A 16,503-nucleotide genomic window follows, 5' to 3' on the forward strand; every position below is an offset into this window, starting at 1 on the left:
TATACGTGCCGCACGTCAGCGCCGCGCGGTGGTCGCCTTACCACCAGGCTTCCCACATAGCGCCGATGTTGAGCGAATCGAGCTGTGATTCTTCGGTATTGTTCACGCGCGCGGTGCGTTTGTTATCCACTTCGCCGCCGGTCACGTAGAAACGCAGCATCGGGCGGAATTCCGGCCCCATCGCGATAGACATATTCTGCGAGAGCGTCACTTTCCAGCCGTCATTGTCGCCGCCTTCTTTATAATCGACGCGCTGCCAGCCCGCTTCCAGCCAGGTGGAGTGAACGTCGTTCCAGAAATACATCGGGCGCACAATCGCGTTGTAGTTGCGGCGATTATCGCGGTTGTCGGCGTCGTTATCGTAGTCATGGAACGCCAGCAGATATTCTATCTGCGCCTGCTGCGTGAACTTATGCAGCCCTTCGAAGCTCGCATAAACGGCAGTCAGATCGTCGGTTTTGTTATACACGCTGTTGTCTGAGTTATCAGAGTAGCGGGCGATAAGCTTGTTTACGCCGCTGTCGGTGGTGTGGCTCAGCACCGCGCCGCCCTGCCAGGCTTTCAGGCGTTCGTCGCGGTCCACCGCTTTCGAGTCAAAGCCGTAGTTGGCATACAGCTCCAGATCGAGCGGGCCAATTTTCATGCCGTGCAGTTTCGACGTGGCGGCGTAGTTGCCTTTATCGCCGGTGCCGGAACCGCCGGTACAGGTGATGCGCGACGGGTTCGCTTCATCTTCCATCACTTCCGGGCTACAGGATTCCACGGCGGCGACCACGGCCAGATCGAGCTGCACGCCACCGAGATCGAAGTTTTTCACCCCGGCGCCCTGGCCGTCGTGGTTCATCCAGAAGTAGTCGTTGATGCCCTGTTGCGGACGCTGGTGGAAATCACGGCCAGCCCAGAAATAGGCGTTCGGGTTGGAATCGAGCAGATTCGTTACGCCCGCGTAGGCTTTTTTCAGGTTCACTTCGTCGCCCCAGTGGTCAAACATCACGTTGACGTCCCAGATAGCGCCATTGCTGCCCTTAAACGCTTTGGAGAGCTGGAATTCACCGCCATTGCCTTCGTTACCAAGTCGGCCAATGGCGGAGGCGCCGTTATAAGAGCCGTCGACCGCAATAAACTTCTGGTCGCCACTCTGATAATGCGCGCCGTAACGGGCGTAGCCGGTGAATTTCACACCGAACGGAATCGCCAGGTCCGGCGTCTGGGCCGCGGATTGCGGTTCGGTGATGACATCCGCTTTCTTGTTCATCGCGGCGTCGATTTTCGCCTGACGTTCGGCCAAGGCTTTGTCCACCGCTTTTGCCACCATGGCGTCGATTTGTTCCTGCGTGTATTCCTGAGCGAGCACAGACAGCGGGCAAAGCGCGGCGATAACCGCCATGGTTAATGGAAGTTTTTTTAACGTAGTCATAATTATCTCTTTATCGTCACTATTATTAAGACAACAGTTTCCCCTTCTGGCGGGCCAGAATTTATGCGCTATCATCGGGAAAACTATTTACGTCGTTTCAGGTACAGCTATTTATCGCAATCCGGAAATTATTCCGGAGGAATGGTTTTTACTGACGCTGATATAAATGCATCAGCTCTTCAGAAAATTCGCGCGCGAGCAGGGAATTCATTAAATGATCCTGCGCATGCACCATAATTAACGTCATCGGCTGGCGGCCTTCACCCGCGTCCTGCTCAATCAGCTTTGTCTGCATCTGGTGCGCCTGTCGGGCGTAGCCGTCGGCCTCGCGCAGGAGCTGTTGCGCTTCGGTGAAATTTCCAGCGCGGGCGGCGTGCAGCGCTTCAAAACAGAGGCTGCGCGACTGCCCCGCATTAACGATGATTTCCATTACCGCTTCTTCCAGTGCAATCATTCTTTATTACTCTTTCTGTTAAAGGGAAATAACAGGGGCGCAGCCGCCCCCGCATGGCGTAATACGCCACGCGTTTATTTCGGGTGACAATTCCCGACACCGTTATTCAGACGCGCTGTCCGTAGCGCGACGGTGATTATCCGGTGACGGTTTGCGCCGTCGGCGCGGCGTTACGGGCCTTCAGCTCTTCGGTTTTAATCAGTGAACGCTCATAGGCGCGCAGGAACGGCAGGTAGATCAGCGCTGACATCACCATGCAGAGAAGGCACATCACCACCGGGGCGAAGGCCCAGTTGGCGGCCCAGGAGGCGCCGATGGGCGCAGGCGTCGTCCAGGGCGTGAGCGACACCACCTGTTCAATCAGGCCCAGACGCGTGGCGGTCCAGGCGAGCACGGCGTTCACCAGCGGCACGCAGACGAACGGGAGGAACATCATCGGGTTCATGATGATGGGCGCGCCAAACAGAATCGGCTCGTTAATATTAAAGAAGCTCGGCACGACGCCCATCTTGCCGATAGTGCGCAGGTGCGTGACGCGACTTTTCAGCAGCAGGAACGCCAGCGGCAGGGTAGAGCCGACGCCGCCAATTAGCAGATAGTGATCCCAGAAGCCCTGCAGATAGGTGTGCGGCAGCGCGGCGCCTGCGGCGAGCGCAGCCTGGTTGGCGGAGAGGTTCGCCATCCAGAACGGGTTCATAATGCCAGTGACGATGAGCGAGCCGTGGATGCCGGCGAACCAGAAAATCTGGCACAGCAGTACCGAGAGCAACACCGCGGGCAGGGAATCCGAGGCGGAAACCAGCGGCTCCAGCAGATGCATAATCGCCTGCGGCATAATCATGCCGGTTTGCGCTTCGATAAACAGGTTCAGCGGGTGCAGCGTGCCCATGACCGCCATCACCGGGATGAGGATTTCAAAAGAGCGCGCCACGCCGGTCGGCACCTCTTTCGGCAGCCGGATCGTCACTTTATGCTGCTTCAGCCAGGCGTACACGCGCGTAGAGTAAATGGCGGTGATAAGCGCCGTAAAAATCCCCTGGCCGGAGAGATATTGCGTAGAGATTTTGCCGTCGGAATAGGGCGCGGCGACCAGCAAAAACGCCATAAAAGCCAGCAGGCCGGACATCACCGGGTCAAGCTGGAACTGCCGTCCCAGACTCGCGCCGATCCCGACCGCGATAAAAAAGGTCATCACGCCCATGCTGAGGTTAAACGGCAGCATCAGTTGCTCGCGGTAAGTCTCGGAGAAATCGAGCCAGGCGCGGGCGAAGCCGACCGTGGTATCGGCGGAGAATGGCGGGAAGATAAACACCAGCATAAACGAGCCGATAATCATAAACGGCAGCGCCGCGGTGAAGCCGTCGCGAATGGCGATAACGTATTTCTGCTGGCCGAGCTTGCCGGCGAGCGGGGTGATCGTCTGTTCAATGACGGCAATCATCGACTGATATAAAGAACTCATGGGCGAGATCCTGTTTCTAATGCGCCGCTTCGATGAGCGAGAGCGCGTAGTCCAGCACTTTGTCGCCACGCTGCATTCCGTAATCCATCATATCGATGGCCTGCACGGGAATGCCGTGAGCGGCAGCCTTTTGCGACAGCGTCGGTAACATATACTTCACTTGCGGCCCGAGCAGCACCACCTGATACTTTGGAAACTGCGTATCAAATTCGGCCACGCCCCAGGCTTCGATCTGCACCGGAAGATCCCGTTCTTCCGCCGCGTCTACCATTTTCCTCACCAGCAGACTGGTGGACATCCCCGCAGAGCAACACAGCATAATCTTGTACATGACCTCATCCTTAAATGTAAAAACTTATTGCGGAGATGATTGGATAGGATATGGAAACCGATTTCCATTTATAAAAAATGGAACTGTGAGCCCTATCAAGATCTCCCGCTTATCGCGCGGATTAATTGGATTTGCATCACAGCTTTTCACGCGGAATGGGTAGTACGGATACGAAATGGAAAATCGGTTTCCATGATTTCGGGAAACGGATATACTTCAGCCGGTTATCATCTGAACAATTTTTGATGAAAGTTTGACGCAGAAAGCCAGGTTTCTGTCAGGGGAAAAAGATGTCAACAATCAACGACGTATCGCGTTTGGCCGGGGTGTCGAAAGCCACGGTGTCACGGGTGTTGAGCGGATCGCGCGGCGTGAAGGAAGCCAGCCGTCAGGCGGTGCTGAAGGCGGTGGATGAACTCAACTACCGGCCTAACGTCATCGCCCAGTCGCTGCTGAGCCAGAGCACCGGCTGCATCGGCGTGATTTGCGCGCAGGATAATATTAACCAGACCACCGGCTACCTCTACGCGCTGGAAAAACAGCTCAGCCAGCATCAGAAACACCTGCTGCTGCGCTTCGCTAACAGCAAACCTGAAGTGATGCAGGCGCTCGACGAACTCACCAGCGGCCTGTGCGACGACGTGCTTATTATCGGCGCGCGGTTTCCGTTAAACATCACGCAGGAAAATGTCATTCTGGTGGACTGTATGGAGAGCGAAAACGCCCCCAGTCTCCAGTACGACCACGCGTTCGCTGTGGAAACCGCCTGTAATTATCTGATTCGCCAGAGCCGCCGCCAGATTGCGCTTATCTATCCGCACGGCAACGGCTTCGCCGATCAGGTGCTGCTCGGCTATAAGCTGGCGCTGGAGCGCAATTTCCTGCCTTTTAACCGCAATCTGGTATTTATGGACGCCACCTCCTCGTCGGTGGCGTTGCAGGAGCTGCTGAATAATGCCACGACGGTGAACTTCAATGCGCTGCTGGTGGCAGACGATCAGGAGGCGCAGCGGGTGATCCCGCAGCTTCAGGCATTCAACAAATCGGTGCCGGACGAAATCATGGTCTTCAGCCTGGCGGGCACGCTGCATATGCCTGGCATCCCGACAATCCCGGCTATCGAATATTCGATGGACGTGATGGCCGCGCGTATTGTCGGCTGGCTGAATGAGAAAACGCAGGATGTTCTGGGCAGCGGCGTGCTGCGCGGCGACTTATTCCTGCCGGAAATGCATAAACGCTAAAAATAAAAAGCCGCCTCCGGGCGGCTTTTTTAATGGCGGCATTAGCGCAAAAAGCGTCGCAGCTGGCGCGTATGCCAGCGCCCCAGCACGAACACCGAAATAAACGCGCCCACCAGCGCGCAGAGCATATCCGCCTGCGTATCCCATTCATCGCCCTGGGTGCCGAGGAAATCATCGGCGTCTTTACCGAGCGCCAGCGCCACCCACCACTCAATCAATTCATAAAACGCGCTGATGGCAAGCGTCACGCAGCAGACCAGACACGCCAGCATTTTCGCGCCGAGCCGGTAGCCGCCGCGCGCCAGCACTTCCCGCGCCGCCATCGAGATAACCAGCCCCTGCAATACATGCCCGAAGCGGTCGTAAGGGTTGCGCGAGAGTCCGAACCACTCCTGCACCGCAAACCCGATGGGTACGCGCGCATAGGAATACATCCCGCCGACGATAAGCGACGCGCAACCCAGGAAGATCAATGTATACAGCAGCGGCGTCAGCGGATAGCGCTTCGCGGTGACCCATAACACCGGCGCCACGATAAGCACCGGCATTACTTCCATAAGCCAGGTCAGCCTGCGCCCGGTGGTCAGCGCGGTGATGACCAGCAACAGCGCCAGCAGCGCAACGCCTGCGGTGAGATAAAAGGGACGAGAGGTTTTCATCAGCGATCCTTCACAAAAGCCAGGTGAAAAGCGTAAACCAGCAGCATTGATACTGCGCCGCGCGGCCACCTGACGGCGCCAGGCCACAATGCCACAAACGTTATCTTATTCATTTTAGATGGATTACGGCGCGGCTCATGATGAAACGCGTGCCGCGTGGGATCGGGCCGCAGAGGAGAGGGCGTATCGCGAAACGGGAGAGGGGGGATGTGGTACGCCTGAAATAAAAAACGGGGCCGCGTGGCCCCGTGAGTTTTCAGGGTAATGCTCAGAACGATTTGTTCAGGCGCAGGCTGAAGGTGTGCGCCTGGTAACGCTCGGCAGCCTGGAGGTCATAACGCGCGTCAACGCTCAGGTCGCTGGCGTTAAACAGCGTGCTGCCGACTGACAGACCCGCCATATCCTTAACCGGCGCGGCACCTTTGGTGGTGAACTGCGTCTCGCCAATGGTATCGGCGGCGTAGGTCGCGGTGTTGCTCGCCCGGCGGTTGTCGTACTGGTGGATCCAGGAGACCTGCGCGAACGGCGTCAGGCGGCCAAGACCGGTGTCGAAGCCTTTCTCAATGCGCGCGCCAAGATCGCTTGTGACCGATTGCGTGTGCGATGAGCCCACCTCCAGCGCCATGCCGTTGCCGCCGCTCTCTTTATAGCCATCAACGTGCTGATAACCGTAAGTCAGGCCAGCCATCGGCGTGAGAACAACCTCAGCAGGCAGCGTGAACGGGTAGCCGAATTCGCTTTGCAGGGTCACGGACTGGCCGTTGAACTTGCCGTTTGCCGCGCCGGAGAAGCCGGTAAATTCTGCGCGACGCACCGTGTCGTAGTTCTGACGGGTCAGCGCGGCGGACAGGTTCACAAACCACGGGTCGCCAGCGTAGCCGGCATAGCCAATCACACCATAGTTATTCGCGGTTGAGTTGTTGCCGGTCAGGTTGTCTTTACCGTGTACGGAGGTGTTGCTGTAGTTCAGCGCCGCACCCACGCGCCAGTCTTCTGCGATGGCACGGTCTGCGCCAAACAGCAGGCCGCCGAATTTCGCACTGTAACCGCTCACTTCGCGGGTGCTGTCCTGGCGGGTATAGCCGCCGTACGGTTGCGCCCAGACTATCCAGTCGCTGTAGCCGTCACCGGTTGACACACCGCTCAGGCCCGCCGTTTGCGGACTGCGGATGGTATCCAGATGGTTGCCGACGACACCCATTGCGGTGGATGTCGCCACGCCGCTCGCCGTGCTGACATTGATGTTCTGGCTGGTAGAAAGACGCTCGCCCACGCGGTTGGCTTCTTTCGTGCCTTCAATCGCCAGCGACGCGTTATAAAGCTCAAGCAGTTGCGGCGCGATGCCGAAGTAACTGGCGAGGCCATTCAGCGACGACGTCGCGTTCGACGTGGTGGCCCGCTCAGGCCCGGTCACCGGCGACACAGGCGGTTTTACGACGACTGGCGGCTTAACTGGCGCGGTTGGCGTTCCGGGCGTTGCAGGTTTACCAGGCGCGGTTGGCGTTTCTGGCGTCGCAGGTTTACCCGGTGCGGTTGGCGTTTCTGGCAAAGTCGGCGTCGGCGCTTTTTCGAGCCTGACGACCAGCGCGCTGTTGGTCTCGTCAACATAGGTTGAACCTGTAACCTGGCCGGTATAACCCACAGCCTTATACGTCAGTTTGTCCGCGTTATAGTTAGTGCCGTTGCTGTTGGCGTTGATAACGACATAACGCTGGCCAGGCGCGAACTTATAGGTGTTGCCGGTACGGGCAAGCGACACGGTGGAGCCTTGATCCACGGTGGCGGCGCCTGTGACGTTCAGGCGGCCATAGCCGGTGTCCTGGGCGATATCGCCGCTGGCGGACGCGGTATTGCTCACGCCGAGGATAAGCGTCGCGCCCGCGTTTTGATGATAGTTGCCGCTGATAGCGATCGGAGCGTTAACCTGTAGCTGCGCCGCATCGTTAATCACGGTGCCAGCGGTGGCGCTGCTCTCATCGCCTGAGAGGCTGTTTGTCTTGAGAGTCGCAATATTGATGTTGTCATTCAGCAGCATCGCGCCGGAGCGGAAGATAACGTCACCGTTGCTGGCAATCGTACCGATGCCGTTAGTGCCGGAAACAGTTTCGTCGTCGCTGACGATGCGAGCCCCCGTAAGAACGCCCTGCTTATCCGTACCGCCGATAAATTCCAGCGCCGCGCCGTTGCTGGACGTAATATTGCCTTCAATGATGCCGCTGTTGGTGATAGTCAGCGTAGATTCAGTGGTGCCCCGGATGTAAATCGCGTTATTGCTGGTAATCGTGCCGTTATTGATAATGGCATTTTTAGCGCCGTTGCTGCCATCGATATAAATACCGTAGTAGTTACCGGTAATGGCGCCGTTATTAATCAACGACGTGGCTGCCGCTTGAGTATTATAATTCGAAGTATAAACACCATAATTGCCGCTGATGGTGCCGTTATTAATAATGGTGCCGGCGGAAACCACAGTGTTGGTATAGTTACGGTTGAAAACCCCTACCACAGAGCCAGTGATATCGCCGTTATTAACCAGCTTCTCTATCTGACCGACGTTATACACGCCGAAATAGGCGCTGGAAAGTTTACCGTCGTTGATTAATGATTTAATGACGCCTGTGCTGTTATTAAAAATAGCGGAATCATTATAATGAGAGGTGTTGTTATTGGTGCTGGCGATAGTGCCCGTGTTATGCAACGTATTAATGGTGCCGGAGTTATATATCGCGCCGCTGTTATAATAATAGCCATTGGTATTGCTGATAATCGAGTTAATAACGCCCGCGTTTTCCAGCAGGTCGATAGTCCCGCTGTTATTCACGCCGGTTTGGCCACTAATCACGCCTGCCGAAAGGTTATTAAGGGTGCCTATTGCGCCGCTGTTAGTAATACCGCCGCCAAAGTTGGTGTAATCAGTATTGCTGTAATACGTGGTGGATTGCGGGCCGGCAATCGTGCCGCTGTTGGTTAGCGTGCCAACATGGCTGGTGCTGGTCAGGTTAATGGCGCTGCTTGAGTAATTACCGCTGTCGCCCGTGACTTTAATGCTGCCGGTATTATTAATCGTGCTAATGGTTCCCTGGTTTTGCAGGGCGTGAAGGGAAATATTGCCGAGTTCGCCGTTAATCGCCGAAATCGAGCCGTCGTTAACCAGTGAATTGAGGTTAGCTTGCTGGCTGACATCCAGCCCTGCGGCCCCGTCACCCGTGGCGCTCCCTTCATTCGTAACGCGTACCGTCTCAGATTCAGCAGGGATCTGAACGTTAAATTGCGGGCTGGAAATGACATAGTCGGCCGAAACCGCAAAGGCATAAGGTGCCAGCAGTCCCTGGGCAGAGGTTAACGCTACCAGCCATGTTCCCTGCTGGTTAAACCGTGATTTCTTCATGATGTACCGTGCGTTATCGCGCTTGTGATTAACGAAAGAAGCCAATGTGTTATGTTCAAATTCGTCTGCTTACATTCCGTTGCGATAAACGAGGCGTTTGCAAAGAAAACGATAAGCAAGGCTTAACGATTTTCGGCGCAGGCCGCGCGATACTTTATAGTTTCGGTTAAATAAAATTCTGCTGGACAATAAAAATGCCTAAGAAAGACCTGATGTCTGCACGCGTATTATTGATTAGTATGATTTTATTGTTAGCGGGATGCGCCAGTGAAAATTTTCGTGAAAGCGCACAAGCGCAGGCAACACGCGGCGGTTTAATCAGTGAAGAGATTGTTGCGGGTGGGATATCTCTTCGCACCTGGCAGCGCATAACGCCGCCGGTCACGCGTTTGCGCGTTTACATCGAGGGTGACGGGTTTGCGTGGGTGAGCCGTACTCGCCCCTCCGACGACCCGACGCCGCATAACCCTCAGGGGCTGAAGCTCGCAGCGGCCGATCCGTCGGCGAACGTCTTGTATATGGCGCGCCCGTGTCAGTTTATCGGCCCGCCGTTACCGCCCGCCTGTAACGTTCATCTCTGGACCGATCAACGCTTCTCCTCTTACGTGATTCAGACGATGGATGAGGCATTAAGCCTGGTAATGCAACGCTACCCGCAGGCCCGCATTGAACTGACAGGCTATTCCGGCGGTGGCAACATCGCCGCGCTGCTTGCGGCCAGGCGCACGGATGTGGTTTCGCTGCGCACGGTGGCGGGGAATCTGGATGTCGCGTATGTGAACGCGCTGCACCGCGTTTCCGCCATGCCGGATGCGCAAAGCGCGAAAGACGTGGCGCCGGCGCTTGCGAACCTGCCGCAGAGGCATTTCAGCGGCGCGGATGACGACACGGTGCCGCCCGCTGTCGCGGCGCGTTTTCAACAAGCGACAGGCGGGCGCTGCGCGCAGGTTGAGGTCATGCCAGGCATGAACCATGGTTCGGACTGGGCGGCGCTGTGGCCAGACTTGCTTTCGAAAACGCCGGTTTGCAAGTGAGAAAAGCCAATAAGGCGTGCGAAAGAGGCCGGGAGAGGGAGTCGGATATGTCATACCACCCCCTGACATTATCAACGGCGAGTCGCAGGCATGCGACGAGTGAATCGAACGACGTTCGATGAAGAGTCCGGATCCCCAAAAGCAAAAACCCGCCTTTTGGGCGGGTTATTTAGAATAGTGGTGCCCGGACCCGGACAAAAACGGCGGGAGCGTTTTTGCACAGCGCGCCGCGCTGCCCGCAGGGCGAGTCGCAGGGATGCGACGAGTGAATCGAACAACGTTCGATGAAGAGTCCGGATCCCTAAAAACAAAAACCCCCGCCGAAGCGAGGGTTATAAATGAGTGGTGCCCGGACTCGGAATCGAACCAAGGACACGGGGATTTTCAATCCCCTGCTCTACCGACTGAGCTATCCGGGCAACGGGGCGCATTAAACCCGATTCATCTGGCGGCGTCAACGAAATTCCGTGAATTCTGCGCCGCCCGCCCATTCCTGCGCCACTTTGCTCGCGAAATAGCCATTTTGCCGCGTTACGCGAAGAAATGCGTCCAGAGGGCCGAAAGCGGCATCGAAAGCAGCAGCGCGGGCAACATGTTGACCACGGCAAACATCTTAATGCCGCAGATGCGCAGGCCCGTCGCCAGCAGCAGCAGGCCGCCCGTCGCGGTGAAATCGCCCATCATCGCGGGCGTGGTGAGCGGCAGGATAAACACCGCGCCCGCGGCGAGAGTCAACTGAATCAGCAGCATCGGGACGGAAATCGCCGCCACGGCGGCACCAAGGGTGGTAGCGAAAATCGTGGCGGTAAAGAAATCGAGAAACGCTTTCGCGATAAGCACACTGTTATCGCCCGTCATGCCTTCGCGCATCGCGCCGAACACGCCGGTGCCGCTTGCGCAGAACAGCACAATAATGGCGACGAAGCTCTGCACAAAATTGTCCTGCGCCGGACGCGCGTTTGTCGCGGGCCGTAACCGACGCGCCAGCCCATGCAGGCCATGCACCAGGTTACCGATGCCTTTTTCGAGGTAGCAGAGCTCGCCAATCAGCGCGCCAAGCAGCGTTGAGAGCACCATCACCGGCAGGTTCACGCATTTCATCACCAGTAAAATGCCGATGCCAAGCGACGCCAGCCCGAAAATAGACGGCATTGAGCTGCGCAGCCGCTCAGGAAGACGCTGGCTTAACGCCGCGCCGAGCAGCCCGCCCAGCAATACAGCCGCCGCATTAATAAAAGGTCCGGTTACCACATTGCGCTCCTGCTAAAGGTTGTCGTCGCTCTGTCAGCATAGGCCCGTTGTCGGGTGGGCGAAAGCGCCGCCGCGTTGAGCATGCTTATGCGAATATGATGATTACTTATTTTATGGTTTTATTTTATAATATAAAAATCAATGAAATATAAAAATAAGACAGTTAATCGAGTGCTTAGAAAATCACTTTTTAACCGCGCTGTCTTGCCCCTGCGGGCGTAAGGTGACATGATTGCGCGACTTTTCTCCATCAGACAGGGTGTGCCGCTATGACCGCGCGTTTGTTATCAGCCGTCATTTCTTCGCGACATTACGCAATGCCGCGCGCCCGTCACGTCTGTCCGCCATACTTCCCTGTGCCCACCATGCGGTGAGGCGACCGCACGCTCACTGCAGGACAACAGTAAAACCAGGCGTGGTCTGCTTTTACTGATGTCTCGCGGTCGGAGCTGGTTACCAGTCAGACCATCATTATTTCGCCGGGATCCCGTCCCGTTGCCGTGCCCGAAGGCGCTTACACCGACACTCAGGGTTTTTGTGCTTATGAAATCGTTAAAAATTGCCGCCAGCCACGCCGTGGCTCCTCTGCTTTCGACCTCCCGCGATGTGGTCGCGCTCGACAGCACCGACTTTACTGATGTCGCCGCCGTCGTGCTCAGCGTGGCTGATACTCGCAGCGGTATCCTTGCGCTGCTCAAACGTACCGGGTTCAACCTGCCGGTGTTTGTTTTTCTCAAGGATGGCGAAACCTGCGCGCTGCCTGTCAGCGGCACGCTCACAGGCAGCGCGCAGGGGTTTCTGGCGCTCGAAACCGCGGCGCTTGCTTATGAAGAGAACCTGCTGCCGCCGTTTTTCGACACGCTGACACAGTATGTGGAGATGCAAAACAGCACCTTTGCGTGCCCTGGCCACCAGCATGGCGAATTTTTCAGAAAGCATCCGGCGGGCAGGCAGTTTTACGATTTCTTCGGCGAAAACGTCTTTCGCGCCGATATGTGCAACGCTGACGTCAAACTGGGCGATTTGTTGATCCACGAAGGCTCCGCCAAGCATGCGCAGAAATTCGCCGCGAAGGTGTTTCACGCGGACAAAACCTATTTCGTGCTCAACGGCACCTCGGCGGCGAATAAAGTCGTTACCAATGCGCTGCTGACCCAGGGCGACCTGGTACTGTTCGATCGCAATAATCACAAATCCAACCATCACGGCGCGCTGATTCAGGCGGGCGCGACGCCGGTCTATCTTGAAGCGGCGCGCAACCCGTTCGGTTTTATCGGCGGTATCGACGAGCGCTGTTTTGAAGAAGCTTATCTGCGCGAGCTGATTGCCGAAGTGGCGCCGTCGCGGGCGCAGGAGGCGCGCCCGTTCCGCCTGGCCGTCATTCAGCTTGGCACCTATGACGGTACCGTTTATAACGCCCGCCAGGTGGTGGATAAAATTGGTCACCTGTGCGACTACATCCTGTTTGATTCCGCCTGGGTCGGCTATGAGCAGTTTATCCCAATGATGGCCGACTGCTCGCCGCTGCTGCTGGAGCTTAACGAAAACGCCCCCGGGATTTTCGTTACCCAGTCGGTGCACAAGCAGCAGGCCGGGTTCTCGCAGACTTCGCAAATCCACAAAAAAGATAACCATATCCGCGGTCAGGCGCGCTTTTGTCCGCACAAGCGGCTCAATAACGCGTTTATGCTGCACGCCTCCACCAGCCCCTTTTATCCGCTGTTCGCGGCGCTGGACGTCAACGCGAAAATCCACGAAGGGGAGAGCGGCAAGCGGCTCTGGGCCGACTGCGTGGAGCTTGGTATCGAGGCGCGCAAAGCGATCATCGCCAACTGCCGGATGATCAAACCGTTTATACCAGACAGCGTGGCCGGACGGCCGTGGCAGGATCACCCGACTGAGGCGATCGCCCGCGAGCGGCGCTTTTTCAGCTTTGAGCCAGGCGCCGCGTGGCACGGTTTCGCAGGTTATGCGCGCGAGCAATATTTCGTCGACCCCTGCAAGCTGCTGCTGACCACGCCCGGCATCGATGCTGAAACGGGCGAGTACAGCGATTTCGGCGTTCCGGCGGCTATCCTCGCGCATTACCTGCGAGAAAACGGCATCGTGCCGGAAAAGGCGGATCTCAACTCGATCCTGTTTCTGCTCACGCCTGCCGAGAGCGCAGAGAAGATGGCGAATCTGGTGGCGATGCTGGCGCGCTTTGAACAGCATATCGAAGACGACACGCCGCTTGCCGACGTGCTGCCGACTATCTGTCAGAAATACCCGGTGCGCTACAAAGGCTACACGCTGCGCCAGCTCTGTCAGGAGATGCATAACCTGTATGTGAGCTTTAACGTGAAGGCGTTGCAGCGCGAGATGTTCCGCAAAGCCGGGTTGCCGCCGGTCGTGATGAATCCGCAGCAGGCGAACGTGGAGTATATTCGCGGCAATGTGGAGCTGGTGCGACTCAGCGAGGCCGAAGGGCGCGTGGCGGCGGAAGGCGCGCTGCCGTATCCGCCGGGCGTGTTATGCGTCGTGCCAGGCGAAGTGTGGGGTGGCGCGGCGCTGCGCTATTTCCTGGCGCTGGAAGAGGGTGTGAACCTGCTGCCGGGCTTTTCGCCAGAGTTACAGGGGGTTTACAGCCAGACCGATCCGGACGGCATCAAGCGGTTATACGGGTATATGTTGCGCGAATAAGGTGTATAGCAGGTTCATGTGGGCGGGCGCGTTACTTACCCGCCCTGCCTTTAGCGCGATGCCCGAATGGCAGGGCGGGTAAGCGCGGCGCGCCCGCCGTTAAATCACGCGGTTTCATCCGCCCGACGGTACAGCCGTCGCGGATGCCCAATCCTGCCGTACAGCATCTCCACCCTCAGAAAACCGCTCTCCACGCAATGCTCCAGATACCGCCGCGTGGTGGTTTTGCTTAAGCCCGTCGCGCTGACCACATCATCGACCGAAAAAATCTGTTCGCCGCGTTCGGTAAAGAGTCGCTGCACCAGGGTCAGCGTATTCTCTTCAATTCCTTTCGCACCGGAGTCTGGCCGGAAGCTGCGCGCCTGAAGCTGATAGAGCGAATCGACGTTCTGCTGATCGACAATCTTCCACACGCGCTGCTGCTCGCGAAACTGCACAAAGCGCTCCAGCGAGTGGCTCAGGCGCTTCCACGAGACCGGTTTTAATAAATAATCGAACGCGCCGTTGCGTATCGCCTGGCTACAGGTATCCATATCGCTCGCGGCGGTAATAAAAATCACCGAACAGGCGCTGTTCTTGAGCGTCAGGCTCTCTGTCAGCGTAATGCCTTTGCCGTCCGGCAGATAGTTATCCAGCAGCACCAGATGCGGGCGCTTGTCGCGGATCTGCCGCTCGGCGTCGGCAAGCGTCGCCGCCATGCCCACCAGCCGCAAATGCGGGTGCTGCTTCACCATTTCGGCATGCAGCGCCGCCAGCTGGTTTTCATCTTCCACAATCAGTACGTCAGTCATCTCAGGTGGCATAGTCAGGTTCTCCCTGCGGTTGGGCCGGACAAACGTCGGGCGCGTCAGGAATAAAAAGTGAGAAAATCGTGCCGCGCGGCGTATTGGCTGATACTTCCAGCGTGCCGCCGGCAAGCTTCACATAGCTGGCGATAAGATGCAGGCCGATACCATGATCGCCGCGGCGCTTGGTGGTAAACCCCGGATCGAAGATCCTGTCGCGAAGCGCGGGAGCGATCCCCACGCCGCGATCCGCGACTTCGATGATCAACTCCCGTTCGTTCAGGCGGATCAGCACCTCAACCGGATCGTGCGGCCCTTCGGCGCGCTGGGTGGCCTCAATCGCGTTATCCAGCAGATTGCCGATGACGGAAATCAGCTCCGCCTCGCCAAGCCCCCGGAACGCGCGCGTCATTTCGCAGGCCGGGTCGAAGGTCAGCGTCACGCCTTTTTCCCGCGCTCTGGCACATTTGCCAATAAGCAACCCGCAGAGTGTGGGGGAGTGAAACCGCCCGGAGATAAAATCGAGGAGTTCCTGAGTGTGTTCGGTCTGGGCCTGAATATAGCCCAGCGCCTGGTCGTAATGGCCCAGATGCAGCAGCCCGGCGAGCGTCGACATCCGGTTTAGCTGCTCGTGGCGCAGAATGCGCAGGTTATCCGCGTAGCGCTTCACCTGGCTTAGCTGCACGCTCAGGCTGTCGATATCCTTGCGGTCGCGAAAGGTGATAACCCAGCCCTGGAGCTCGCCTTCCAGCAAAATACGCACCCGGCTTGCGATCACTGTGACATGGTTAAACACGCAAATCTCATCATGCGTGTCGTTTTCCAGCATCACCCGCGGCGAGAAAAAAGCGACCGGGTTAATCACCGCCTCCAGCGGCTGTCCGCGCAGCGCGCGTGACGATACATTCAGCCCCAGCAGCCGCTTGGCGGCGCGGTTGATAACCGCGATGCGCGAATGCTCGTCGATGGCGATAACGCCTTCGTAGATGGATTCCATCAGCGCCTTTTGCTGGCGCACCAGCAGCCCGATTTCCCGCGGCTCCAGAAAAAACATCTGTTTTTTAATACTGCGGGTAAAGAACCACGAAAAGATAAACAGCGCCAGCAGTAGTAATAGCGCGCCAATGAGGATATTCACCACTTTGCCGAGCGTAATCGTATCGAGATAGCTGGTCAGATAGCCGACTGACACAATGCCAATGACCTTGCCCTGCTCGTCAAAAATCGGCGCTTTGCTGCGCAGCGACACCCCAAGCCCGCCCCGGCGAATGCTGGTAATGGTTTTTCCTTCCAGAACCTCCTGGTTATCGCCGCCAATAAGCGGCATGCCGATGCGGTCATGAAACACGGAATGAAACAGGTGCAGACCTTTCTTATCGCCAATAACCATAAAGCTGGCGTCGCTGTGGCGCGCCATGCCTGTCATAAAGGTATTAATCGCCGAAATATTCCGTTGTCTTACGGCTTCACGTAATGAAGGGATAAGAGAAATCTCTTCTGCCTGTATTCTCGCGCGGCTGCTCATCTCCTGATAAAGCTGGCGGCTGACGTCAAGATAATAATAAACGCCGAGTGCCGTAAACAATACGGAGAAGAATATGATGAGATGAATAAATAACTTTATACGAAACGAAAGCTTCATTGGATATTGACGCGCCGGCATGCAAACAATAGATAACTGTACCATTTTTTCAGCGGCTTACCGGGGCGGCAGCGGAAACTTGTGATCCCCTCCACAGGGCATGCCGCATAGCGGTAACTGCTTAGCAGAGTTAGCGTTTTACGCAGAAAATAGC

12 protein-coding genes and 1 tRNA gene are annotated in these 16,503 nt (G+C 57.0%); 3 read left to right on the forward strand and 10 right to left on the reverse strand.

Features of this window, described 5'->3' with window-relative positions; genetic code table 11:
• Positions 1-37: 37 nt before the first annotated feature.
• From AFK63_RS01690 to AFK63_RS01705, 4 genes are all read right to left on the reverse strand, one after another.
• The gene (locus AFK63_RS01690) at positions 38-1,417 is read right to left on the reverse strand and encodes a carbohydrate porin (protein WP_038867719.1); all 1,380 of its coding nucleotides are present in this window, start codon (positions 1,415-1,417) and stop codon (positions 38-40) included.
• A 148-nt stretch (positions 1,418-1,565) separates the two neighbouring features.
• Entirely contained in the window at positions 1,566-1,871 is a 306-nt protein-coding gene (locus tag AFK63_RS01695; RefSeq protein ID WP_038867722.1) for a PTS lactose/cellobiose transporter subunit IIA, read from the reverse strand.
• A 136-nt stretch (positions 1,872-2,007) separates the two neighbouring features.
• Entirely contained in the window at positions 2,008-3,333 is a 1,326-nt protein-coding gene (locus tag AFK63_RS01700) for a PTS sugar transporter subunit IIC (protein WP_038867727.1), read from the reverse strand.
• Between the two features lie 16 nt (positions 3,334-3,349).
• Positions 3,350-3,664 carry a PTS sugar transporter subunit IIB gene (locus AFK63_RS01705; RefSeq protein WP_038867730.1) on the reverse strand — a complete coding sequence of 105 codons (315 nt, stop codon included), beginning with the start codon at positions 3,662-3,664 and terminating at the stop codon, positions 3,350-3,352.
• 290 nt (positions 3,665-3,954) lie between these two features.
• Between AFK63_RS01705 and AFK63_RS01710 the strand changes: the two genes are divergently transcribed.
• Positions 3,955-4,908 carry a LacI family DNA-binding transcriptional regulator gene (locus AFK63_RS01710; protein ID WP_038867734.1) on the forward strand — a complete coding sequence of 318 codons (954 nt, stop codon included), beginning with the start codon at positions 3,955-3,957 and terminating at the stop codon, positions 4,906-4,908.
• A 41-nt stretch (positions 4,909-4,949) separates the two neighbouring features.
• Here the strand turns inward: AFK63_RS01710 and AFK63_RS01715 are convergent, their stop codons facing one another.
• On the reverse strand, positions 4,950-5,567 hold the full coding sequence (locus tag AFK63_RS01715) for a DUF2238 domain-containing protein (protein ID WP_038867736.1): 618 nt from the start codon (positions 5,565-5,567) through the stop codon (positions 4,950-4,952).
• A gap of 268 nt (positions 5,568-5,835) precedes the next feature.
• Complete coding sequence (locus AFK63_RS01720; protein WP_038867739.1) at positions 5,836-8,955, reverse strand: autotransporter family protein; 3,120 nt, start codon at positions 8,953-8,955, stop codon at positions 5,836-5,838.
• Positions 8,956-9,149: 194 nt separating this feature from the next.
• Between AFK63_RS01720 and AFK63_RS01725 the strand changes: the two genes are divergently transcribed.
• Entirely contained in the window at positions 9,150-9,989 is an 840-nt protein-coding gene (locus AFK63_RS01725) for an alpha/beta fold hydrolase (RefSeq protein WP_038867742.1), read from the forward strand.
• Positions 9,990-10,332: 343 nt separating this feature from the next.
• On the opposite strand, the gene AFK63_RS01730 is transcribed toward AFK63_RS01725, so the two are convergent.
• Positions 10,333-10,408 (reverse strand) — tRNA-Phe (locus AFK63_RS01730).
• A gap of 112 nt (positions 10,409-10,520) precedes the next feature.
• The gene (locus AFK63_RS01735; RefSeq protein ID WP_038867745.1) at positions 10,521-11,240 is read right to left on the reverse strand and encodes a DUF554 domain-containing protein; all 720 of its coding nucleotides are present in this window, start codon (positions 11,238-11,240) and stop codon (positions 10,521-10,523) included.
• A gap of 543 nt (positions 11,241-11,783) precedes the next feature.
• Here AFK63_RS01735 and AFK63_RS01740 point away from each other — a divergent pair.
• A complete protein-coding gene (locus tag AFK63_RS01740) occupies positions 11,784-13,922 on the forward strand; it encodes an ornithine decarboxylase (protein ID WP_038867748.1) in 2,139 nt (712 codons plus the stop codon).
• Between the two features lie 104 nt (positions 13,923-14,026).
• Here the strand turns inward: AFK63_RS01740 and AFK63_RS01745 are convergent, their stop codons facing one another.
• Together AFK63_RS01745 and AFK63_RS01750 are read right to left on the reverse strand one after the other, a co-directional pair.
• Positions 14,027-14,725, reverse strand: coding sequence for a response regulator (locus AFK63_RS01745; protein WP_038867750.1), 699 nt, complete (start codon positions 14,723-14,725; stop codon positions 14,027-14,029).
• Entirely contained in the window at positions 14,715-16,349 is a 1,635-nt protein-coding gene (locus tag AFK63_RS01750; protein ID WP_038867762.1) for an ATP-binding protein, read from the reverse strand. Before AFK63_RS01750 ends, AFK63_RS01745 begins: the two co-directional genes overlap by 11 nt.
• Positions 16,350-16,503 lie beyond the last annotated feature (154 nt).

The sequence above is a fragment of the Cronobacter muytjensii ATCC 51329 genome (assembly GCF_001277195.1).
In the GTDB taxonomy this organism is placed as follows: Bacteria; Pseudomonadota; Gammaproteobacteria; order Enterobacterales; family Enterobacteriaceae; genus Cronobacter; species Cronobacter muytjensii.

What these genes read in the sequence shown, in the direction of transcription:
- AFK63_RS01690 (WP_038867719.1), bottom strand. Translation starts at nt 1,417, where the DNA reads ATGACTACGTTAAAAAAACTTCCATTAACCATGGCGGTTATCGCCGCG.
- AFK63_RS01695 (WP_038867722.1), bottom strand. Translation starts at nt 1,871, where the DNA reads ATGATTGCACTGGAAGAAGCGGTAATGGAAATCATCGTTAATGCGGGG.
- AFK63_RS01700 (WP_038867727.1), bottom strand. Translation starts at nt 3,333, where the DNA reads ATGAGTTCTTTATATCAGTCGATGATTGCCGTCATTGAACAGACGATC.
- AFK63_RS01705 (WP_038867730.1), bottom strand. Translation starts at nt 3,664, where the DNA reads ATGTACAAGATTATGCTGTGTTGCTCTGCGGGGATGTCCACCAGTCTG.
- AFK63_RS01710 (WP_038867734.1), top strand. Translation starts at nt 3,955, where the DNA reads ATGTCAACAATCAACGACGTATCGCGTTTGGCCGGGGTGTCGAAAGCC.
- AFK63_RS01715 (WP_038867736.1), bottom strand. Translation starts at nt 5,567, where the DNA reads ATGAAAACCTCTCGTCCCTTTTATCTCACCGCAGGCGTTGCGCTGCTG.
- AFK63_RS01720 (WP_038867739.1), bottom strand. Translation starts at nt 8,955, where the DNA reads ATGAAGAAATCACGGTTTAACCAGCAGGGAACATGGCTGGTAGCGTTA.
- AFK63_RS01725 (WP_038867742.1), top strand. Translation starts at nt 9,150, where the DNA reads ATGCCTAAGAAAGACCTGATGTCTGCACGCGTATTATTGATTAGTATG.
- AFK63_RS01740 (WP_038867748.1), top strand. Translation starts at nt 11,784, where the DNA reads ATGAAATCGTTAAAAATTGCCGCCAGCCACGCCGTGGCTCCTCTGCTT.
- AFK63_RS01745 (WP_038867750.1), bottom strand. Translation starts at nt 14,725, where the DNA reads ATGCCACCTGAGATGACTGACGTACTGATTGTGGAAGATGAAAACCAG.
- AFK63_RS01750 (WP_038867762.1), bottom strand. Translation starts at nt 16,349, where the DNA reads ATGAAGCTTTCGTTTCGTATAAAGTTATTTATTCATCTCATCATATTC.